The organism is Micromonospora chersina (assembly GCF_900091475.1).
Classification (GTDB): Bacteria; Actinomycetota; Actinomycetes; order Mycobacteriales; family Micromonosporaceae; genus Micromonospora; species Micromonospora chersina.
This window is the reverse complement of sequence record NZ_FMIB01000002.1, coordinates 4488079-4509963: the sequence shown is the minus strand read 5'-3', so window position 1 is coordinate 4509963 and position 21885 is coordinate 4488079. Positions and strand designations below refer to the sequence as shown.

Genomic DNA, 21885 nt, shown 5'->3' with positions numbered 1-21885 from the left:
GCCTGGCGCCTCGACGAGCACACGCTCGCCTCAAGGCTCTGAAAGACAACCACGGGTTGTTCTTTCAGGACCCAACAGGGTGCTTTACATCCTCCCCCAGCCGCACCAGGACTTCGTTCCACACCACCCGAAGGTGGCCGTACTAGAAGGATCCCAGCCGTTGCCAGGGAAAGACTCGCCAGTGTCTCCGCCATTGAGCACCCCGACCCGACATTCGCGGGCCGCGGGCTCCTTGCACCCTTTCGGGTGAAGGTGCTCCTTAGAAAGGAGGTGATCCAGCCGCACCTTCCGGTACGGCTACCTTGTTACGACTTCGTCCCAATCGCCAGCCCCACCTTCGACGGCTCCCTCCACAAGGGTTGGGCCACCGGCTTCGGGTGTTGCCGACTTTCGTGACGTGACGGGCGGTGTGTACAAGGCCCGGGAACGTATTCACCGCAGCGTTGCTGATCTGCGATTACTAGCGACTCCGACTTCACGGGGTCGAGTTGCAGACCCCGATCCGAACTGAGACCGGCTTTTTGGGATTCGCTCCACCTCACGGTATCGCAGCCCATTGTACCGGCCATTGTAGCATGCGTGAAGCCCTGGACATAAGGGGCATGATGACTTGACCTCATCCCCACCTTCCTCCGAGTTGACCCCGGCAGTCTTCGATGAGTCCCCGCCATTACGCGCTGGCAACATCGAACGAGGGTTGCGCTCGTTGCGGGACTTAACCCAACATCTCACGACACGAGCTGACGACAGCCATGCACCACCTGTGACCGCCCCCGAAGGACCTCACATCTCTGCGAGTTTTGCGGCCATGTCAAACCCAGGTAAGGTTCTTCGCGTTGCATCGAATTAATCCGCATGCTCCGCCGCTTGTGCGGGCCCCCGTCAATTCCTTTGAGTTTTAGCCTTGCGGCCGTACTCCCCAGGCGGGGCGCTTAATGCGTTAGCTGCGGCACAGGGAACCGGAGAGGCCCCCCACACCTAGCGCCCAACGTTTACAGCGTGGACTACCAGGGTATCTAATCCTGTTCGCTCCCCACGCTTTCGCTCCTCAGCGTCAGTATCGGCCCAGAGACCCGCCTTCGCCACCGGTGTTCCTCCTGATATCTGCGCATTTCACCGCTACACCAGGAATTCCAGTCTCCCCTACCGAACTCTAGCCTGCCCGTATCGACTGCAGGCCCGCAGTTGAGCTGCGGGTTTTCACAGTCGACGCGACAAGCCGCCTACGAGCTCTTTACGCCCAATAAATCCGGACAACGCTCGCGCCCTACGTCTTACCGCGGCTGCTGGCACGTAGTTGGCCGGCGCTTCTTCTGCAGGTACCGTCACTTACGCTTCGTCCCTGCTGAAAGAGGTTTACAACCCGAAGGCCGTCATCCCTCACGCGGCGTCGCTGCATCAGGCTTCCGCCCATTGTGCAATATTCCCCACTGCTGCCTCCCGTAGGAGTCTGGGCCGTGTCTCAGTCCCAGTGTGGCCGGTCGCCCTCTCAGGCCGGCTACCCGTCGTCGCCTTGGTAGGCCATCACCCCACCAACAAGCTGATAGGCCGCGAGCCCATCCCAGGCCGAAAAACTTTCCACCCAACCTCATGCGAGGCCAGGTCCTATTCGGTATTAGCCCCGGTTTCCCGGGGTTATCCCAAAGCCTAGGGCAGGTTGCTCACGTGTTACTCACCCGTTCGCCGCTCGAGTACCCCGAAGGGCCTTTCCGCTCGACTTGCATGTGTTAAGCACGCCGCCAGCGTTCGTCCTGAGCCAGGATCAAACTCTCCAACAAAAATCTTTGTTGAACAATCATCCTGACAACAAAAGTGTTGCCAAAGGAATCCCAACCAGCCAGAACAAAGCCTGACCAGTCCGGGGTATAAATCAATTTGGCACTGGCTTAACAAGCACCCTGTTGAGTTCTCAAAGAACAACCACACACCATCCGGAAACCCCACACCGTGGAGCCCCCGTCAGGGGCATTTCGTTCGTCCCGCACCCACCGCTCTCGCGCCGGGCACTTTTACTACGTTACCTCACCGTCTCCGCCGTGTCAAACCGTGTGTCCCGGTCTGTCATGCTTCGTACGGGTCGGCGCCCGCGACTTCGCGCAGCGGTGAACCGCTGTCGCTTGGTCATCGGATTTGGCAGGCCGGCCGCTGCGGTCTCCCGCAGGCTCGCCCGGTGCCCTGCCGGTCGTCAACCTTACCCGGTCGGTTCCGCTCCGCCAAATCCGCCCTGCGGCGTTTCGGCGAGCCCCGCCCGGCCCGGCTCCGTCGAGGTGAGACCTCGGTGGTTCCGGCGCCTGGCCCGGTCCGTGGCCCTCGGGATCTTCGTCCCGTTTGCCCCGTTCCGCGCTGGCAGAGAGAAAGTTACGCGGATTCGGGTTTGATCGTCAAATCCAGGGGTAGCGTCCCGCGTCACACCATCACCGCCGGGCTATCTTCCCTGCTCAGAGGGGCTGCGGGCGCGAGCCCTCAGGCGGTCGGCCGGCGGCGGGAGGCCAGCCAGCCCCGGACACCGAGCACCCCTACCGTCGTGCCGATGGCCAGGGAGGCCGCGATGAGCAGGGCGTGCACCCACAGGAAGCTGGTGGGGCTGCCCTCGCCGACCGTGCCGGCCGACCACGCCCGCGGGTCGTTCCAGATGGCGACCGCGAACCTCGGCCAGATCACCCAGGTCCAGACTCCGACCCCGACCAGGAACAGCGACCAGCCACGCGACAACACCATGGCTGGCCAGTATGCCAGCGGCCCGTCGGCCCAGGTCAGGAGCGCGGGGACCGGAGCGTGCGGAAGGTCAGCGAGTAGCGCAGCGCCGGGACTGGCGGAATGCTGTGCTGCCACGCCGACCGGGCCGCCCCGGTGAGCACGTACCCGGAGCGGGGCGACAGCTCCAGCTCGTACACCCGGCGGTTCTCCCCGGTGGAGCGCTGGAAGCGCAACAGGCACGCGGAGCCCAGCGAGAGGCCGACGACTGTCGGCCCGAAGGCGGGCGCGTCGCGGTGCCAGCCGATGACGGAGTCCGGCGGATAGCGGGTGACAAGGGTCTGGGCGAGCGCCTCGGGGTCGACACCGGCGAGCGCCGCGCAGCGCTCGCGCACCCCGCACAGCGCCACCGGCAGTGCCTCGGCGGCGGTGAGCTGGAACGAGCCGTAGTCGTAGGTGTAGCCGAACTGGCGGACGGTGCGCCGGGCGATCTGCCCGTGCATCCGGACCTCGTGGAAGTCGAGCGCGTCGAGGGTGGCCAGCAGGGAACGTTCCTCGTCGTCGTCGACCAGGTCCGGCTGGTAGGTGAGCCCCACCGGCCGCTCGTGAATGCCGCGCATCCTGCCCACGAGGCGAACGTATCGGCGGGCCGGCCCGCGCGCCGCGCGAAACCGGCCCGCCGCCCGGTGGGTCAGAAGCAGGTGACCGCCCCGCCGATGGCCGGGTTCGCGCGGTCGTGCTGGTGGACGGCGCCGGCGGGGTCGGTCATCGACCCGCCCCAGATGGCACAACCCGCGCCGATGTAGCGGTGGACCGGGCCGGCCGCGTAGCGCCGGCTGCCGTCGTCGACGCCGAAGGCGGTCCATTCCGGATCCAGGTAGACGCGGGTCCCGGTGAGCGTCCCGACGTACGCGGACTTGAGGGTGACCGTGCAGCCGTACCCGGTGAGGGGGTTGCGCAGCAGGTGGACGGTGCCGAGCCGCGCGCCGGTGGCGGTGTCGTGGATCGGGTCCTGGTCGACGGCGACGAAGCCCGGGCCGCAGAGCGCCTCCGGGGTGTACGGGTTGACCGCCGCCGCCTGCGCGCCGGTCCCCGCCACCCCGACGAGGACGGCCGCCACGGCCGCCGCGATCCCGATTCGTCGAATGAGCCGCTGCATCTGCATTCCCTTTCCCTGGTGCCGACGGATCCGTGATCAGAATGGTGTCGGCGCCGGGTTGGACGAATGTGCGCGGTGGCCACTCCGGTTCGTTTCCGGGTGTGCCGGGCGACCGGGACAGGGTCCGCCACCTGGGCGGAGGCGGTGGAGTCGATCGGCGGGCGCCGATTATGAGGTATCTCGCATAAACGCATCCCGATGAATTCGGAATTGCCTTCGTGTTTCCCGCACCGGACGTTCGGGCACTGTTCGGATGGCGACACGACGAGAGCCGGAGGTGGCCACCATGCAGCCGTTCAATCCGTGGATCTGGCGGGACCCGTCCGCCCTCGCCGGCGGCTACGAGCAGACCCGCCCGGACGACGTGCCGCGGCAGCGGTCGGACGGTGGCGCCGACGACGGCCCCGACGCGCCCGGCCCGGGCACTCCGATCGACCTCACCGGCTACCTGGTGGAGGCGACCGACGGCCGGATCGGCGCGATCGACCAGGCGAGCGACGACGCCGGCGCCGGCTACCTGGTGGTGGACACCGGGCCGTGGATCTTCGGTCGGAAGGTGCTGCTGCCGGTCGGCACGGTGGCCCGGGTCGACCACCTGGAGCGCGTCGTGCACGTGGACCGGACGCGGGAGCAGGTCAAGGAGTCACCGGCGTTCGACCCGGACGACTTCGGCCGCACCGAATACCGCGAGCAGGTTGGCAACTACTACACCGAGAGCTACCGGCGGGGCTGACCAGGGCGGGAGGACGCGCGGCGGCCGGTCGGCCGTCGCGCGTTCCGGTCTGCGCGGGGAGCCGTGGACCGGCTACCGTGTCAGGCATGGTCCGGCCGAGCACCTGCGCCCCGGAGACCCTCGACGGTCTCCCGGCGGCTGCCGCTCCGGTTCTCCCGGCCCGTGTCGACGACGGTCGGGAGCAGATCCTCGACGTCCTCCGTGCCGGTGGGCTGCGGTTCCGCGCCGGCGGGCGATGGCGGCGCTCGCACTGACGAGCCACCCCCACTGATCCGGGCACACCCCGGGTCGCCTCCGCGCGCCCGCGCGTCCTCCACCGACCAGCCATGAGAGGCGTACGACCATGTCCGCAGCACGGATGCTCACCGGTGACCGCCCGACCGGGCGGCTGCACCTCGGCCACTACGTCGGCAGCATCGCCAACCGGGTGAAGCTGCACCAGCACTACGAGAGCTTCTTCATCATCGCCGACCTGCACATGCTCACCACGCGCAACAGTCGCGAGGACATCGAGCAGGTCTCCCACAACGCCCGCGAGATGGTCACCGACATCCTCGCCGCCGGTGTCGAACCGGACCGGGCCACCTTCTACCTCCAGTCGGCGATCCCCGAGGTCGGCGACCTGAACACCCTGTTCCAGAACCTGGTCACCGTGCCCCGGCTGGAACGGGTCCCGTCGCTCAAGGAGATGAGCCGGGACGCCGGCAAGGAGGAGATGCCGTACGGGCTGCTCGGCTATCCCGTCCTCCAGGCCGCCGACATCCTCTGCGTGAAGGGGCAGGTCGTCCCGGTGGGGAAGGACAACGCCGCGCACGTCGAGGTGACCCGGGAGATCGCCCGGCGCTTCAACCACCTCTACGGCGAGGTCTTCCCCGTGCCGGAAATGATCATGTCGGAGACGCCCACCCTGGTCGGCACCGACGGCGCGGGGAAGATGAGCAAGAGCAAGGGAAACGCCATCGCGCTCTCCGACGACCCGGCCACCGTGCGGCGCAAGGTGCTGGGGATGTACACCGACCCGAACCGGGTCCGCGCCGACGTGCCGGGCACGGTCGAGGGGAACCCGGTCTTCGCGTACCTCGACGTGTTCCACACCGACCGGGCGACGGTCGAGGAGCTGAAGGCGCGCTACCGGGCCGGCCGGGTCGGCGACGTCGAGGTCAAGGAGGAACTGGTGGGCGCGCTCAACCGGTTCCTCGACCCGGTCCGCGAGCGGCGGGCCCGGTTCGAGGGGCAGCGCGGCCTGGTCGACGAGCTGATCGTCGAGGGCACCGAGCGGACCCGGGCGCAGGTGCGCCGCACCCTTGTCGAGGTGCGCCGGGCCATGGGCCTGACCAGCGCGTACACCCAGGTGCGGCGGCGGGCCGAGCGCTACCGCAAGGCCGTCGGCACGCCGGCCTGAGCTGTCGGGTACGCCGGCCGGCCGGCCCGGGTACGGCCTTGCGCCGCCCCCGGGCCGGCCGGTTAGGCTGCTCGCATGACCAGCTCGCACGCGTACCCGACGACGTCCTCCGACGTCCTGGTCGGCGTGCTGCGACGCCGGCGGTCCCGCGACCGCCTGCGCTGAGCATTCCTCACTGCGACCGGCGGATCGAGCCGCCGGTCATCGCCGATCGTCCTCGGTCCGCCCGCATCCCCGTCCGGTGATCCGCGAGCGGCGGATCCGAGCGAGATCGGCGTACCCATGGATCTGGAGAAACTGCTGACCGACCGGCTGGCGCCGGCGTTCGCCACGGTGGCCGGCGGGCCGGTGGACCCGGTCGTGCGGCGCTCCCAGCGCGCGGACTTCCAGTCGGACGCGGCGCTGGCGCTGGCGCGGCGGCTCGGCCGGCCGCCGCGCGCCATCGCCACCGAGGTGCTGGAGCGCGCGGAACTGGCCGACCTGTGCAGCGCCACGGAGGTCTCCGGGCCGGGTTTCCTCAACCTGACCGTGGCCGACGACGCCCTGGCCGGGCTGGTCTCCGCGCTGGCCGCCGACCCGCGGCTCGGGGTGCCGGAGGCCGCCGCGCCGGAGACCGTGGTGGTCGACTACTCCGCGCCGAACGTGGCGAAGGAGATGCACGTCGGGCACCTGCGCTCGACGGTGATCGGCGACGCGGCGGCCCGGCTGCTGGAGTGGCTGGGGCACCGGGTGCTGCGCGCCAACCACCTGGGCGACTGGGGCACGCCCTTCGGCATGCTGATCGAGCACCTGGTCGACCTGGGCGAGGCCGAGGCGGCGCAGGAGCTGTCGATGGGCGACCTGGACTCGTTCTACAAGGCGGCCCGGGCCAAGTTCGACGCCGACGAGGCGTTCCGCGAGCGGGCCCGGCAGCGGGTGGTGGCGTTGCAGGGCGGCGACGCGACCACCCTGCGCCTCTGGCGGCTGCTCGTGGAGCAGTCCGAGCGCTACTTCCTGACCGTCTACGACCTGCTCGACGTGACCCTCACCGAGCGGGACTTCCACGGCGAGAGCAGCTACAACGACCTGCTCGGCCCGGTCGTCGAGGACCTGGACCGGCTCGGGCTGCTGCGGTCCAGCGACGGCGCGGCGTGCGTGTTCCCGCCCGGCTCGGTGGGCCGGGACGGGGAGCCGCTGCCGCTGATCGTGCGCAAGTCCGACGGCGGGTACGGCTACCCGGCGACCGACCTCGCCGCGATCCGGCACCGGACCGGCACGCTGGGCGCGACCCGGCTGCTCTACGTGGTCGGGCTGCCGCAGCGGCGGCACTTCGAGATGGTCTACGCCGCCGCCGCGCAGGCCGGTTGGTTGGCCCCGCCGGCCCGGGCCGAGCACGTCGGGTTCGGCTCGATCCTCGGCCCCGACGGGCGGATGCTGCGCAGCCGGGCCAGCGGGTCGGTCAAGTTGGTCGGGCTGCTGGAGGAGGCGGTGGCCCGGGCCACCGCGCTGGCCCGGGAGCGGAACCCGGAGCTGGGCGAGGCCGAGGCGGCCGAGGTGGGCCGCGCGGTCGGCATCGGCGCGGTCAAGTACGCCGACCTCTCCAGCGACCGGCACAAGGACTACGTGCTCGACTGGGAGCGGATGCTGTCGCTGGACGGCAACAGCGCGCCCTACCTCCAGTACGCCCACTCCCGGATCCGGTCGATCTTCCGGCGGGCCGGGGTTGCGGCCCGGCCCGAGGCACCGGTCTCGCTGGTGGATCCGGCCGAGCGGGCGCTCGCCTTCGAGCTGGTCGGCTTCGGGGCGGTGGTCGGCGCGGTGGCGGAGAACCTGGAGTTCCACCACCTGACCGCTTGCCTGTCCCGGCTCGCCGCCGCGTTCAGCGCGTTCTACGAGCGGTGCCCGGTGCTGCGGGCCGACGAGCCGGTCCGGGAGAGCCGGCTGGTGCTCTGCGACCTGACCGCGCGGGTGCTCCGGCAGGGCCTCCACCTGCTCGGCATCCGCACCCCGGAGCGGCTGTGATCCGCCGCTGCCCCGGCGCCGCCCGAACGGACGGCGCCGGGCGGCGGGGCCGGGTCGCTCAGCGCGGCAGCCAGGTCTGCACCTCGACCAGGTTGCCCTCCGGATCGCGCAGGTAGGCCGAGCGGACGCCCCAGCCGGGGCGGTCGGCCGGCGCGGCGACGACCGTGCCGGCGGGGAGGGCGGCGACTGTGGCGTCGACGTCCGGCACCGGGACCACCACGAGCACGCCGCCGTCCCCCCGGCCCACCGGCAGCACCGCCTCGGCCGCCCGGCGACCCAGCACGGCGAGCACGGTCTCGCCGCCGGCGTCGAAGCTGGCGTACTCGAACTCGGCGACGACCTTCTCCGGCTCGCCGAGCAGGTCGGCGTAGAAGCGGAGGGTGGCCGGGAAGTCGTCGGCGACGACGCGGGGATGCACGCTCATGAGCCGGACCCTAGCGGGGCGCGTCCGCGTGGATGCGGCCCGCCAGGCGGGACAGCGGGACGCCGCCACCGCCGCGCGTCACCGCCACGATCTCGGCGGCGATGCTGACGGCGGTCTCCTCCGGCGTCTGCCCGCCCAGGTCCAGGCCGATCGGGGCGCGCAGCCGGGCCAGTGCCGCCTCGGTCACGCCGGCCTCGCGCAGGCGGCGTCGCCGGTCCTCGGCGGTGCGCCGGGAGCCCATCGCCCCGACGTACGCCAGCGGCAGGTCGAGAGCGTGGCGCAGGACCGGCACGTCGAAGCGGGCGTCGTGGGTGAGTACGCAGACCACGGTCCGGGCGTCGACCCGGCCGGCCGCGGCCTCGGCGGCCAGGTAGCGGTGCGGCCAGTCGACCACCACCTCGTGCGCCCCGGGGAACCGCCGCGGGGTGGCGAAGACCGGCCGGGCGTCGCAGACCGTCACCCGGTAGCCGAGGAACCGGCCCGCCTGGGCCACCGCGGCTGCGAAGTCGACGGCCCCGAAGACCAGCATCCGGGCCGGCGCCGGAGCGGCCACCACCAGCACGGACAGCTCCTCCCCGACCGGCCGGGGGCGGACCACGCCGGAGCGGCCCGCGCGCAGCAGCGCCCGCGCCTCGGCGGCGACCGCCGCGTCCACGGCCGGCTCGCCCAGGCTGCCGTGCCGCCCCTCGGCGTCCAGCACGATCCGCCGGCCCCGCCGGCCCGGCGGGCCGTCCACACAGGTCGCGACCGCCACGGGCCGGCCAGCGGCGACCTCGGCGGCGACCCGGTCGAGCTGCGGGAAGCTCTCCCGGTCGACCCGCTCCACGTACAGCTCGACGGTCCCGCCGCAGGTGAGGCCGGCGGCCAGTGCGTCGTCGTCGCTCACCCCGAAGCGGACCGACCGCGGCGTGGCGTCGGCGACGACCTCCCGGCACAGCTCGTAGACCGCCGCCTCCACGCAGCCGCCGGAGACACTGCCGACCGCGCTGCCGTCCGGCCCGACCAGCAGCGTGGCACCGGGCCGGCGCGGGGCGCTCTGCCAGGTGCGGGCCACCGTGGCCATGCCGACCGGCACGCCGGCACGCCACCAGCGCAGCAGGTCGGGCAGGACGTCACGCATCCGTCCGCCCCGCCGGCACGTCCAGGTCGGCGTCGTCGGCCACGTCGGCACAGTCGACCACCCGGACCTCGTCGAGGTGCGCCCGCAGGTAGGCCCGGGCACCCGTGTCGCCCACCGCCAGCGCGGCCACACCGGGCCAGTGCCGGCGGCCCAGCAGCACGGGATGGCCCCGGCGGCCGGCCGGGTAGCCGGCCGTCACCAGGCTGTCGGCAGTGGCGTGCCGGGCCACCCGGCGGACCGCCGCCGCGGTGACGCCGGGCAGGTCGACGAGGAGCACCACCGCCGCCGGCGCGTCCGTGCGGGCCAGCGCGGCCAGCCCGGCGCGCAGCGAGGAGCCCATCCCGCCGGCCCACTCCGGGTTGTCCACGAGCAGCGCGCCGGGCAGGTCGGCGCGGGCCCGCACCTCGGCCGCGGCCGCGCCGAGCACCACCACCGTGGGCGCGCAGCCGCCGCCGCTGAGCATCCCCGCCGCACGCTCCACCAGCAGCCGGCCGTCGGCGTGCCGCGCCAGCGCCTTCGGGCCGCCGTACCGGCGACCGGCACCGGCCGCGAGCAGCACGCCGGCCGGGGGCGGCGACATTCAGCCCACCCGCGCGGACAGGGCCGGTGCGCTGCCGTACTGGCCCAGCTCGCCGGCGAGCAGCCGGGCGGCGAACTGGTGCACGGTGCGCAGCATCGCGTACGTGGGGCGGCCGGCGTGGTGGCGGACCGTCACCAGGGACTTCGCCACCAGGCCGTCGAGGACCACGCTGGTCCGCAGCCGCCACCAGGGCGCGGCGCCGCAGACCCGGTCCACCTCGTCGAGGCCGAAGAGCCGGGGCAGCGCGCCGAGCCGTACGAAGCACCAGCGCTCGGCCGGGGTGAGGCAGTCGAGACTGCGCTGGAGGGCGGCGGAGAGCGAGGTCTGGTGGGCCGGCCGCCCCCGCCGGTCGGGCCGGCGCAGCGCGGTCAGCGGGTCGTCGAGCCGGCGCAGCAGCTCGTCGAGGCTCTCGTCGGCCATCCGGTCGGCGGCCAGTTCGACGGCGAGGGGCAGCCGGTCGAGCAGCCCGCAGATCACCGCCACCGTGCCGATCTCCTTCGCGCCCACCTCGAAGCCGGGACGCGCCTGGGCCGCCCGGCGGGCGAAGAGCTGGACGGCCGGCATCCCCCGGACGCCGTCCGGGCCGGTGGTGAGCGCGGGCAGCGGCGGCAGCCGCCACACCGACTCGTACGCCAGGCCCAGCGGCTCCCGCGAGGTGACCAGCGCCGACACCCGGCGGCCCACCTGCACGACGTCGTCGACCAGGCCGGCGCAGCTGTCGGTGAGGTGGTCCACGTTGTCCAGCACGAGCAGCAGGTGGCGGTCGGCCAGCAGCCGGGGCAGGCCGCCCCGCTCGGGCAGGCGGAGCAGCCGGCGGATCTCCCGGGTGACGTCGTCCGGCGTGCGGGCCGCGGCGAGGTCGACGGACAGGACGCCGTCGGCGTACCCGGGGTGGACCCGGCGGGCGGCGGCCAGGGCCAGCGCCGACTTGCCGCAGCCGGCCGGCCCGGCCACGGTGACCACCCGGTGGTCGGTGAGCAGCCCGGTCACCCGGGCCAGGTCGGTCTCCCGGCCGATCAGCTCGGTCGCGCCGGGCCGGGTGCCGCGCCAGGGCGGCCGGGGCCGGCTCGCCACGCAGCCGGGCGGCGGGACCGCCGGCCGGGCGGCCGCCGGGCCGTCCCGCAGCTCGCGGTGGGCCGCGGTCAGCTCGGGGCCCGGTTCGATGCCCAGCTCGGCGGCGAGCCGGGCGCGGATCCCGGCGAACCGGTCCAGGGCGGCCGCCCGCCGGCCCGTGCGCGCCAGCACGGTGAGGTGCCGCGCCTGCACCGCCTCGTGCAGCGGCTCGGCGGCGGCGAGGTGTTCCGCGGTGGCCAGCACCGCGGCGGGCCGGTCGAGTTCGAGGCCGAGGGTGACCAGGTCGAGGCAGGCGGTGACCCATTCGCGGCGCAGCGCCGCGACCGCCTCCTCCCCGGGCAGCAGGGCCCGCAGGTCGGTGAGGTCGGGGTCGGTCCACATGGCGACGGCCGCGTCCAGCAGCTCGAAGGCGGCGGACCGCCGGTCGCGGCGGATCAGCTCCCGCGCGGCCTCGGCGAGCCGGCGGAACCGGGTCAGGTCGACCTGGTCGGCGTAGAGCTGCAACCGGTACGCCCGGGGCGACGACGCGATGACGTTGGTGCGGGCGTGCCGGGGCGAGCCGGGTTCCAGCGCCCGCCGCAGCCGCGCCACGTAGGTGTGCAGGAGGTGGCTGCCGCTGGGCGGGGGGTTGTCGCCCCACAGCGCCAGGGCGAGCGCGCCGACGGGGATGTTCTCGCCCACCTGGAGGGCCAGCAGGGCGAGCAGGGCGCGCTGCTTCGACGGGCCGAGATCCACCGGGGCGGTGCCGTCGTGGACCTGGACCGTGCCGAGCACGGTGACCGACAGCTGACGTTTCACGGGACCGGTGATCCTTCCAGTCGCCTGTCTCCCCCGCAGCGTAGGCACTGCGGCGATCACTTTCCAGACATGGATCGTTGCGGGGCGTGAGCGTCCCACTATATGCGCTTCAAGAATGCTGCATACCGCTCGTGTCAGGCTGCTTCATGTTTGCCACCCCCGGTGTGGAACTTGCGCCGGGCGCAGACCAAGGGGGAGCACATGACATCGACGCTCACGCGGGACGGGGTGCACCGACCCGGCGGCTGGCGGAGCCGGTTGGCGCTGAGTCCGGACCTGGTGGACTTCGCCAACCGCGGCTTCCGGACCGACCGCCCTGAGACGAGGTACGTCCTGGAACGCGCCGCCACCGCCTTCCTCGACGGCTACAACCGCGGCCTGGACACGCCGTACGGGCAGCCGACCACACTGGACGGCATCCCGGCTGACCTGCGCGGATTCGCCGCCGAGGGGTCGGCCATGTCGGCCGTGCTGCTGGACCGGCTGTCGCCCCGGCGGCACGGCCGCTTCGCCGCCCAGTTGCGCGGGCACCCGCGCCACGACTACCTGCTGCACGTCGGCGCGGGCTGGGCGCTGGCCAAGCTGGACGCCGTCTCGGTCGGTGCGCTGGGGCGGCTCGGCCGCCTCGGATCGGAGAATGGCCTGCTCCGCTGGCTGGCGTACGACGGCTATGGCTTTTTCAAGGTCTTTTTCGTCAAGGATCCGACCCTCGCGGGCTGGCGCCGGCACCGGAAGCCCTGCGACCCGACCTGCGCCATCCGCTACCAGGGGCTGGGTCGCTGCCTCTGGTTCCGCGACTGCGGCGACCCGGCCGCCCTGGCCGAGCGGATCAGCGGCCTGCCGGCCTCGCACCGTGGTGACGTGTGGAGCGGCGTCGGCCTCGCCGCCACGTACGCCAACGGGGTTTCCCCGGACGACCACGCCCTGCTGCTGCGGCTCGCCGGCAACCACCGGCCCGCCCTCGCCCAGGGCGCCGCGTTCGCGGCGGAGGCCCGCCGGGCGGACGGCACCGCGGGCCCGGCGGTCGACGCCGCCACCCGGACCCTGACCGGGGTGTCCGCCGACACCGCCGCCGAGTGGACCTGGCAGGCCCGGCACGGCCTGGACCGGGCCGGCGCCACCCCGGCCGACTACGGCGAGTGGCGCGCCCGCGTGCAGCGGCTCGCCGCCCGGCACGTCGCCGGCTGAGCGGGCGTCCCCGCCTTCCCGCGTCCCCACCGCTGAACCTGCGACAAGGAGCCTCCATGCCCAGTCCCCACCGCGCCCGCAGGATCATCGCCCCGCTGCTGGCCGTCCTCATCGCCACGACCCTCGGGCTGGCCTCCCGGCTGCCGGACGCCAGCGCCGCCGACCGCCGGGCGCTGGCCGGGCGGTTCGCCTTCGACGTCGGCGACCTGAACGCCGACCCGGCCGGCGCCCGCACCCAGCGGACCGTGGAACCCGCCCTCGAACACCTGCGGGCGTGGATCTCCTCGGTGGGCGCCGGGGCGGCGCTGGCCGACCTCGACGGGGACGGCCTGCCCAACGACACCTGCCTCGTCGACCCCCGGGACGACTCGGTGAGCGTCACCCCGACCCCGGACCGGGCCACCCGCTACGCCGCCTTCCCCCTGCGCCCCACCGGGGTGCCCTACGACACGGGGATCACCGCGCCGATGGGCTGCGCGACCGCCGACCTCAACGAGGACGGCCGCCTCGATGTGCTCGTCTACTACTGGGGACGGGCGCCGCTGGCCTGGCTGCAACGCGCCGACGTGCCGTTCGGGCCGGCCGCGTTCACCGCCGTCGACGTCACCGACCGCCCCACCGAGCTGTGGAACAGCACCACCGCCAACGTGCTCGACCTGGACGGCGACGGCCACCTGGACATCGTGGTCGGCAACTACTTCCCCGACGGGGCGCGGGTGCTCGACGCGGCCGCGAAGGACGACCCGCGGATGCGGATGCAGGACTCGATGTCCTGGGCCCGCAACGGCGGGCGCAACCGGATCCTGCGCTTCACCGGCCTCACCCCCGTCGCCGGCGGCCCGGCCCGCCCCACCTACGCGGACGCCTCCGCGGCCCTCACCGACGAGCAGGCCCGCTCCTGGACCCTGGCCATCGGCGGCCAGGACCTGGACGGCGACAACCTGCCCGAGGTGTACGTGGCGAACGACTTCGGCCGCGACTACCTGCTGCACAACGTCTCGCAGCCGGGCCGGATCCGGTTCGCCGAGCTGCCCGGGCGGCGCGACGCCGACATGCCGAAGTCCAAGGTGCTCGGCAACGACTCGTTCAAGAGCATGGGCGTTACCTTCACCGACCTCAACGCCGACCAGCGGCCGGACATCCTGGTCAGCAACATCACCACCCCGTACGCGCTCCAGGAGAGCAACTTCGCGTTCGTCAGCACCGACGCCGCCCCGCTCACCGACCACGCTCCCTACCGGGACGAGAGCCAGCGGCTGGGCCTGGCCCGCACCGGCTGGGCCTGGGACATCAAGGTGGCCGACTTCGACGGCGACGGCACCGACGAGATCGTGCAGGCGCTGGGCTTCCTGCGCGGCACGGTGAACCGCTGGGCCGAACTCCAGGAGCTGGCCATGGGCAACGACGTGTTCCTCCAGTACCCGTACGCCTGGCCGAACTTCCGCGACGGCGACGACATCGCCGGGCACCAGCGCAACCCGTTCTTCGTGCGGGGCGACGACGGCCGGTACGTGGACGTCTCCGACCGGCTCGCCTTCCGGCAGCACGCCACCACCCGCGGCCTGGCCGTCGGCGACACCGACCACGACGGGCGGCTGGACCTGGTGGTGGCCAACCAGTGGGCCCGGTCGCAGTTCCTGCACAACACCGGCCCGGCCCGCGCCCACCTCGGGCTGCAACTGCTGCTCCCGGCCACCGTCCCCGGCGGGAAGCCGCGGCCCGCGGTCGGCGCGACGGTCCAGGTGCGCCGGGCCGACGGCACCGCGCTGACCGCCCAGCTCTACCCCGCCAACGGCCACACCGGCGGCAACTCCCCCGACCTGCTCTTCGGGCTCGGCGACTCGTCCGGCCCGGTCACCGCCACGGTGACCTGGCGCGACGCCGCCGGCCAGCACGCCATGACCAGGTCCCTGAACCCCGGGTGGCACACCCTCGTGCTCACCCCGACCGCGTAGCCGACCCGTCGAGCCACAGGAGGTCGACCGTGTCCGACAAGGCCACTCCCCGTACGGCGAACCGACCGGACCCACGGATCACGGCGCTGCGCCGGTTCGCGCTGTCCATCACCGTCTTCAACATCGTCGGGCACCTGCTGCTCGGGTTCGAGCAGGCGTACGTCACGCCGGTCGTGGCGGTGCTCATCGCGTACGCGGTGGACCTGCTGCTGGAGACCGTCGAGGCGCGCGCCACCGGGCGCCCCGAGCGCTACCGGGGCGGACCGGTGGCCCTGCTGAACTTCCTGCTGCCCGCCCACATCGCCGGCCTGGCCTGCGCCATGCTGCTCTACGGCAACCAGAGCCTGGCGCCCACCATGTTCGCCGCCGCGGTGGCGGTGAGCAGCAAGTACGTCATCCGGCTGCCGGTCCGCGGCAGCCTGCGGCACGTGCTCAACCCGAGCAACTTCGGCATCAGCGTCACGCTGATCCTGTTCAGCTGGGTCAGCATCGCACCGCCGTACCACTTCAGCGAGGACGTGGACGGGCCGGTCGACGTGGTGATCCCGCTGGTCATCCTGGCCGCCGGCACCATGCTCAACGGCAAGCTGACCCGGCGGCTGCCGCTGATCCTGGGCTGGGCCGGCGGCTTCGTCCTCCAGGCGGTGCTGCGCGCGGTGTTCTTCGACGCGCACCTGGCCGCCGCGCTGCTGCCGATGACCGGTATCGCGTTCATCCTCTTCACCAATTACATGATCACCGACCCGGGCACGACGCCGGCCGCCCCGCGCCGGCAGGTGGTGTTCGGCCTGGCCACGGCGGCCGTCTACGGGCTGCTGGTCCTCGCCCACATCACGTTCGGCCTGTTCTTCGCGCTGGTGATCGTCTGCGGCCTGCGCGCCCTGGTGATCCTCGGCGCCAACCTGCGCGACCGGGCGAACGGCACACCCGCGCTGAGCGCCGGCCGGCCCGCCGGGACCCCGCCGGCCGACGCGGCCCCCGTCGACGTGGGCCAGGTGCCGGTGCCCGCCGCCCGCTGACCGCGCCCCTTCCGTACGAGCGAGGAGACCGTGATGGTCGACGACGACGTGGTGATCGTGGGCCTGGCCTGCCGCTACCCGGCGGCGGACAACCCGACCCAGCTGTGGGAGAACGTCCTCAACCGGCGGCAGGCGTTCCGGCCGCTGCCGGCGGGCCGGCTGCCGCTGGCCGAGTACGGCGGCGACGGCCCCGACCGGACCACGGTCCGCCGGGCCGCGGTACTGGACGGCTGGCGCTTCGACCGGGCCCGCTTCCGGATCCCGGGCAGCACCTTCCGGGCCGTGGACCTGTCCCACTGGCTGGCGCTGGAGACCGCCGCGGACGCCCTTGTCGACGCCGGCCTGCCGGACGGGACCGGCACCGACCGGTCCCGGGTCGGCGTGGTCATCGGCAATTCGCTGACCGGCGAGTTCTCCCGGGCCGCCGGCCTGCGGATCCGCTGGCCCTACGTGCGCCGGGCGGTCGCCGCCGGCCTGGTCGACGGAGGGCTGGCGACCGACGAGGTCGCGGCGCTGCTGGACCGGGTGGAGGAGCGGTTCAAAGCGCCGTTCCCGGTGCCCGGCGACGAGACCCTGGCCGGCGCGCTGGCAAACACGATCGCGGGCCGCATCTGCAACCAGTTCGACTTCCACGGCACCGGCTACACAGTGGACGGCGCCTGCGCCTCGTCGCTGCTCGCGGTGATCACCGCGGCCGAGGCGGTGGCCGCCGGCCAGCTCGACGTGGCGCTGGCCGGCGGGGTGGACCTCAGCCTCGACCCGCTGGAGCTGGTCGGCTTCTCCCGGGTCGGCGCGCTGGCCGGCGACGAGATGCGGGTGTACGACGCCCACCCCACCGGCTTCCTGCCCGGCGAGGGCTGCGGCGTGGTGGTGCTGGCCCGGGCCGGGTACGCGCGGGAGCGGGGGCTGCGCCCGTACGGGCGGCTGCTCGGCTGGGCGTCCTCGTCGGACGGCAGCGGCGGGCTGACCCGGCCGGAGGAGAGCGGGCAGCGGCTGGCGCTGCGCCGGGCGTACGACCGGGCCGGCATCGAGCCCGGCGCGGTCCGGCTCGTGGAGGGGCACGGCACCGGCACCGCCGTCGGCGACGAGGCGGAACTGCGGGCGCTGCTCGGCGTACGCGGGCCGGCCGCGTCACCGGCGGTGCTGGGCAGCATCAAGGCGAACATCGGGCACACCAAGGCGGCGGCCGGGGTGGCCGGGCTGATCAAGGCGGTGCTGGCCGTGCACCGGGAGGTGCTGCCGCCGACCACCGGCTGCCACCGGCCGCACCCGCTGCTCGCCGAGGGTGGCGCCCTGCGGGTCACCGACGAGGCCCGGCCCTGGCCGGACGGCGAGCGGTACGCCTCGGTCAGCGCGATGGGCTTCGGCGGGATCAACACGCACGTGGTGCTCGGCGGGACGGCTCCGTCGGCGTCCCGGCCGCTCAGCGCGCACGTACGACGGTTGAGCCGGCCGCACCCCGACCACGAGCTGGTGGTCTGCGGGGCCCCGGACGCGGCGGCGCTGACCGGGCTGCTCACCCGGGTCCGGGCGGCGGCCACCGCGCTGTCCCGCCCCGAGCTGACCGACCTGGCCGCCGGGCTCGCCGCCGCCCACCGCGGGGACGTCCCGGCCCGGTTCGCCGCGGCCGTCCGCGACGCCGACGGGCTGGTCGCCGCCCTCGACCGGGCGCTCGGGCACCTGGCCGAGGGCGGCCGTCGCCTGCTGGACGCGGGTCGCGGGCTGTTCCTCGTGGTCGGCGGGCCGCTGCGGGTGGGGCTGCTCTTCCCCGGCCAGGCCGCACCGGTGCACGCCGACCGGGGCGCGCTGGGCCACCTGCTCGGCGACGCGGACGCGGGAACCGGCTCCGACCCCGATTCCGGGGTGAAGCCGGCGGAACCGGTCGACACGGCGGTGGCCCAGCCGGCCATCATCGCCGACAGCCTGGCCGGGATCCGCTGGCTGGACCGGCTCGGCGCCCGGCCGGTCGGCGCGCTCGGCCACAGCCTCGGCGAGCTGGCCGCGCTCAGCTGGGCCGGTGCGCTGGACGCCGACGACACCCTGGCCCTGGCCCGCGCGCGCGGCGAGGCCATGTCCGCCGCGACCGAGGCGCCCTCCGGGATGCTGTCGCTCCGGGCCGACCTGGCCGCCGCGCGGGAACTGGCCGCCGGGACCGGCGCGGTGGTGGCCGTGGACAACGGCGAGAGGCACGTGGTGGTGGCCGGCACCCGGCCCGAGCTGGACCGGGTCGCCGAGGCCGCGCGGCACGCCGGGATCGAGGCGACGCCGCTGGCCGTCTCGCACGCCTTCCACTCCCCGCTGATGGCCCCGGCCGCCGAGGCGCTGCGCCGGGCCGCCGGGCGGCTCCCGTGGCGGCGGCCCGAGCGGCCGGTGGCGTCCACGGTCACCGGGGCGTGGTGGGCCGACGAGGACCCGGTCGAGGTGCTGGTCCGGCAGCTCACCGGGCCGGTCCGGTTCCGCGAGGCGCTCGGCCTGCTCGACGCCGACCTGCTCGTTGAGGTCGGCCCCGGGCGGATGCTCAGCGCGCTGGCCGAGGCGGCCGGGCGTACCGCGGTCAGCCTGGACGCCGGCGCGGCGAGCGCGGCGGGCATGGCCGCCGGTACCGCGGCGCTCTTCGCCGCCGGCGCTGTCGACGACGCGACGCCCTTCTTCGCCGGGCGCTTCACCCGCCCGTTCGACAGGGACCGGGAGCGGGAGTTCCTGGTCAACCCGTGCGAGCGGGAGGTGCCCGCGGTGGCCCTGCCGGCGCCCCGCGCCGCGACGCCGGACCCGCGCCCCCGGGCGAGCGCCGGGCCGGTCGCGGCCCGCCCGGCCGACGGCCGGGGCACCGCCGAGCTGGTCGCCGCCCGCGTGGCCGACCTGGCCGAGCTGCCGGCCGCCGAGGTGGGCCCGGGCACCCGCCTCCTCGCCGACCTGCACCTGAACTCGATCCGGGTCGGCCAGCTCGCCGCCGAGATCGCCGGGGAACTGGGCCGGGCGCTGCCCGCCACGCCGCTGTCCCTGGCCGACGCCACGGTGGGCGAGTTCGCCGCCGCGATCGAGGGGCTGCCGACCGCCGACGCACCCGCCGCCGAGCTGCCCGCCGCCGGCGTCGGCCCCTGGGTCCGGGTGTTCCGCCACCACCTGGTGCCCCGACCGGCCGGTGCCGCCGCCCCCGCCGGCGAGCCGCCCGCCTGGGAGGTGGTCGGCCCGCTGGCCGGGCACCCGCACGCCGAGGCGGTGCGGACCGCGTTCCGGGTGGACGCCGGGGCGCCGGCGGGCCGGCTGCTCGCCCTGCCGCCAGGGCTGGCCGACATCCCGACCGCCGACGTGGTCGCCGCGCTGCGCGCCGCGGCGGGCGACCGGCGGCCGCTCGTGGTGCTGCACCACGGCGGGGTCGGCGCGGCCGTCGGCCGCAGCCTGGCCGTGGAGACCGGAGCGCCGGTGCTGGTGGTGGAGACCCCGCCGGGCCCGGCCGGCGTCCGGCTGGCCGCCGTCGAGGCGTCCCGGCCGTGGTCCGGCTACCAGGAGGTCGTGTACGGCGCGGACGGCGTACGCACCGTGCCGGTCACCCGGCTGCTGGACGGGCAGCCCCGCACCGACCGGCGGATCCCGCTCGGCCCGGGCGAGGTCTGCCTGGTCACCGGGGGCGCGAAGGGGATCGGGGCGGCCTGCGCGGCGGCCCTCGGCGAGGCCACCGGGGCGCGGCTCGTGCTCTTCGGCCGCAGCCCCGCCGACGATCCGGAGGTGGTCGAGGCGGTCCGCCGCACCGGCGCGGTCTACCGGTCGGTCGACCTGGCCGACCCGGTGGCGGTGGCCGCGGCGGTCACCGCCGTCCGCGCCGAGCACGGCCCGGTGCGCGGCCTGCTGCACGCGGCCGGGCGCAACGAGCCGGCGCCGGTGACCGACCTGACCGCCGAGGAGCTGCACCGCACCCTCGCCCCGAAGGCGTACGGCTTCGAGCACGTGGTGGCCGCGCTCGACCCCGACGAGCTGCGCTTCGCCGTGGCGTTCGGCTCGGTGATCGGCCGCGCCGGACTTCCCGGCGAGGCGGCGTACGCCACCGCCAACGAGTACCTCTCCCGGCGCTGCGCGGAGCTGGCCGCGACCGTGCCGCAGGTGCGCTGGCTGAGCATCGAGTGGTCGGTCTGGTCCGGGACCGGGATGGGCGTCCGGCTCGGCGTGCTCGACGGGCTGCTGCGGCGCGGGGTCAGCCCCATCCCGCCCGACGAGGGCACCCGCCTGCTGCTGGAACTGCTCGCCACGCCGGCGCTGCCGCCGGTGGTGCTGGTGGCCGGCCGGCTGCCGGTGAGCGACACCCTGGAGTGGGACGAGTGCGCCGAGGAGCACGGCCGTTTCCTGGAGTCACGGCTGGTCGGCACGCCCTGCGTCGAGCTGGTCAGCGAGGCCCGGCTCTCCCTCGGCGCCGACCCCTACCTGGACGACCACCGGATCGACGGCGCGGCGGTGCTCCCGGCCGTGCTCGGGCTGGAGGCCATGGCCCAGGCCGCCGCCGCGCTCGGCGCGAAGCAGGTGCCCACGGTGATCCGGGACGTGGCGCTGACCCGCCCGGTGACGGTCGGCGACCGGGAGCCCCGGCCGGTCCGGGTGGCCGCGCTGACCGGCGCCGACGGCACCGTCCGGGCGGCGGTGCGCAGCGCGGAGACCGGCTTCGCCGTGGACCACCTCACCGGCACGTACGGCGGGGCGGTGACCTCGGGCGAGCCGGTGCCGCCGCCCTCCACCGGGCTGCTGGTGCCCGGCGGGCCGCTCTACGGCCCGGCCTTCTTCCACGGCCCCCGGTTCCGGCGGGTGGCCGGCTACCACGGGCTGAGCGCCTACCGGTGCGTGGCGGAGGTGCACGCCGAGGCGGGGACCTGGTTCGGCGGTTTCCACGACCAGCGGCTGCAACTGGGCGACCCGGGGGTGCGGGACGCCTTCCTGCACCTGCTCCAGGCGTGCGTGCCGGACCGGCGGGTGCTGCCCGTCGGGGTGGACCGGATCGACATCCACGCCCGCCCGGAGGGCACCCTGACCGTCCACGCCCGGCAGGTGGCCGAGGCGGGCGACGAGTTCCGCTTCGACGTCACAGTCATCGACGCGGACGGCTCGCCGGTGGAGCGCTGGACCGGGCTGCGGCTGCGCGCGGTCGGCCCGGTGGAGAACGCCGTGTGGCCGGCCGAGCTGGTCGGGCCGCTGGTGACCCGGCGGCTGCGCCGCTGGCGGCCGGAACTGCGGGTGGACCTGGCCGCCGCGCCGGCCGGGCGGGGCGACCGGGAACGCAGCCGGGCGCTGGCCGGCTGGCTGCTCGGCGGCGAGGTACGCGCCGACGCCACCGGCCGGCTCCGGCCCGGCGTACCGGCCACGCCGCTGGGGTGGCGCGGGATCAGCGTCAGCCACCTCGACGGGCACCTGCTGACCGCCGCGGCGGACCGCCCGGTCGGGGTCGACTGGGAGGTCGTCACCCCCACCCCACCGTTGCCCGAGGCGGCGGCGCGGGTCGCCGAGGCGCTGGCCCGGCTCACCGGCGAGGACGCGGCCACCGCCGGCACCCGGGTGTGGACGGCGCTGGAGGCGCTGGTGAAGGCGGGCGCCGCAGTCGACGTACCGCTGGTGCTGCGCGACGAGACCGGGCCGGACGGCTGGGTGGCGCTGCACGCCGGCCGGCACGCGGTCTACGGGACGGTCGTGCCGGCGACACCCGGGCCGATCGCGGTGAGCCTGGCCGTCGCCGTGGACGCCGACGGGGAGGGGTGAGG

The 21885-nt window shown here is 74.4% G+C and carries 15 protein-coding genes and 1 rRNA gene; 8 read left to right on the top strand and 8 right to left on the bottom strand.

The features are described from left to right. Positions 1-263: 263 nt before the first annotated feature. From GA0070603_RS20985 to GA0070603_RS20970, 4 genes are all read right to left on the bottom strand, one after another. Positions 264-1778: ribosomal RNA gene (locus GA0070603_RS20985) — 16S ribosomal RNA — on the bottom strand. Between the two features lie 685 nt (positions 1779-2463). Next, on the bottom strand, positions 2464-2718 hold the full coding sequence (locus GA0070603_RS20980) for an SCO4848 family membrane protein (protein ID WP_091316760.1): 255 nt from the start codon (positions 2716-2718) through the stop codon (positions 2464-2466). Positions 2719-2753: 35 nt separating this feature from the next. Next, complete coding sequence (locus GA0070603_RS20975; RefSeq protein WP_091316757.1) at positions 2754-3314, bottom strand: alpha-ketoglutarate-dependent dioxygenase AlkB; 561 nt, start codon at positions 3312-3314, stop codon at positions 2754-2756. 71 nt (positions 3315-3385) lie between these two features. Then, a complete protein-coding gene (locus GA0070603_RS20970) occupies positions 3386-3853 on the bottom strand; it encodes a hypothetical protein (protein WP_139131909.1) in 468 nt (155 codons plus the stop codon). 286 nt (positions 3854-4139) lie between these two features. On the opposite strand from GA0070603_RS20970, the gene GA0070603_RS20965 reads away from it, so the two are divergent. The 4 genes from GA0070603_RS20965 (at position 4140) to argS (ending at position 7989) form a co-directional block, all read left to right on the top strand. Then, on the top strand, positions 4140-4586 hold the full coding sequence (locus GA0070603_RS20965; RefSeq protein ID WP_091322160.1) for a hypothetical protein: 447 nt from the start codon (positions 4140-4142) through the stop codon (positions 4584-4586). Positions 4587-4672: 86 nt separating this feature from the next. Continuing rightward, complete coding sequence (locus GA0070603_RS31560) at positions 4673-4840, top strand: hypothetical protein (protein ID WP_167364291.1); 168 nt, start codon at positions 4673-4675, stop codon at positions 4838-4840. 89 nt (positions 4841-4929) lie between these two features. Continuing rightward, positions 4930-5988 carry a tryptophan--tRNA ligase gene (gene trpS, locus GA0070603_RS20960; RefSeq protein ID WP_091316753.1) on the top strand — a complete coding sequence of 353 codons (1059 nt, stop codon included), beginning with the start codon at positions 4930-4932 and terminating at the stop codon, positions 5986-5988. 282 nt (positions 5989-6270) lie between these two features. Beyond that, the gene (argS, locus tag GA0070603_RS20955; protein ID WP_091316751.1) at positions 6271-7989 is read left to right on the top strand and encodes an arginine--tRNA ligase; all 1719 of its coding nucleotides are present in this window, start codon (positions 6271-6273) and stop codon (positions 7987-7989) included. A 58-nt stretch (positions 7990-8047) separates the two neighbouring features. Here argS and GA0070603_RS20950 read toward each other — a convergent pair whose 3' ends face one another. The 4 genes from GA0070603_RS20950 to GA0070603_RS20935 are packed head-to-tail and all read right to left on the bottom strand — an operon-like array spanning position 8048 to position 11985. Further along, positions 8048-8413, bottom strand: coding sequence for a VOC family protein (locus GA0070603_RS20950; protein ID WP_091316749.1), 366 nt, complete (start codon positions 8411-8413; stop codon positions 8048-8050). A 10-nt stretch (positions 8414-8423) separates the two neighbouring features. Beyond that, positions 8424-9533: an XdhC family protein gene (locus GA0070603_RS20945; RefSeq protein WP_091316747.1), complete on the bottom strand. Its 1110-nt coding sequence runs from the start codon at positions 9531-9533 to the stop codon at positions 8424-8426. Next, positions 9526-10113, bottom strand: coding sequence for a nucleotidyltransferase family protein (locus GA0070603_RS20940; RefSeq protein WP_091316744.1), 588 nt, complete (start codon positions 10111-10113; stop codon positions 9526-9528). Before GA0070603_RS20940 ends, GA0070603_RS20945 begins: the two co-directional genes overlap by 8 nt. Beyond that, a complete protein-coding gene (locus GA0070603_RS20935) occupies positions 10114-11985 on the bottom strand; it encodes an ATP-binding protein (protein WP_139131908.1) in 1872 nt (623 codons plus the stop codon). 201 nt (positions 11986-12186) lie between these two features. Between GA0070603_RS20935 and GA0070603_RS20930 the strand changes: the two genes are divergently transcribed. From GA0070603_RS20930 to GA0070603_RS20915, 4 genes are read left to right on the top strand one after another with little or no spacing between them, the layout of a single operon-like run. After that, entirely contained in the window at positions 12187-13173 is a 987-nt protein-coding gene (locus GA0070603_RS20930; RefSeq protein WP_167544570.1) for a DUF1702 family protein, read from the top strand. A gap of 56 nt (positions 13174-13229) precedes the next feature. Continuing rightward, the gene (locus GA0070603_RS20925) at positions 13230-15128 is read left to right on the top strand and encodes a CRTAC1 family protein (protein ID WP_091316738.1); all 1899 of its coding nucleotides are present in this window, start codon (positions 13230-13232) and stop codon (positions 15126-15128) included. Positions 15129-15157: 29 nt separating this feature from the next. Next, positions 15158-16147, top strand: a complete 990-nt coding sequence (locus GA0070603_RS20920) for an enediyne biosynthesis protein UnbU (protein ID WP_091316736.1) — start codon at positions 15158-15160, stop codon at positions 16145-16147. A 33-nt stretch (positions 16148-16180) separates the two neighbouring features. Continuing rightward, on the top strand, positions 16181-21883 hold the full coding sequence (locus GA0070603_RS20915; protein ID WP_091316734.1) for a type I polyketide synthase: 5703 nt from the start codon (positions 16181-16183) through the stop codon (positions 21881-21883). Positions 21884-21885: the final 2 nt, after the last annotated feature.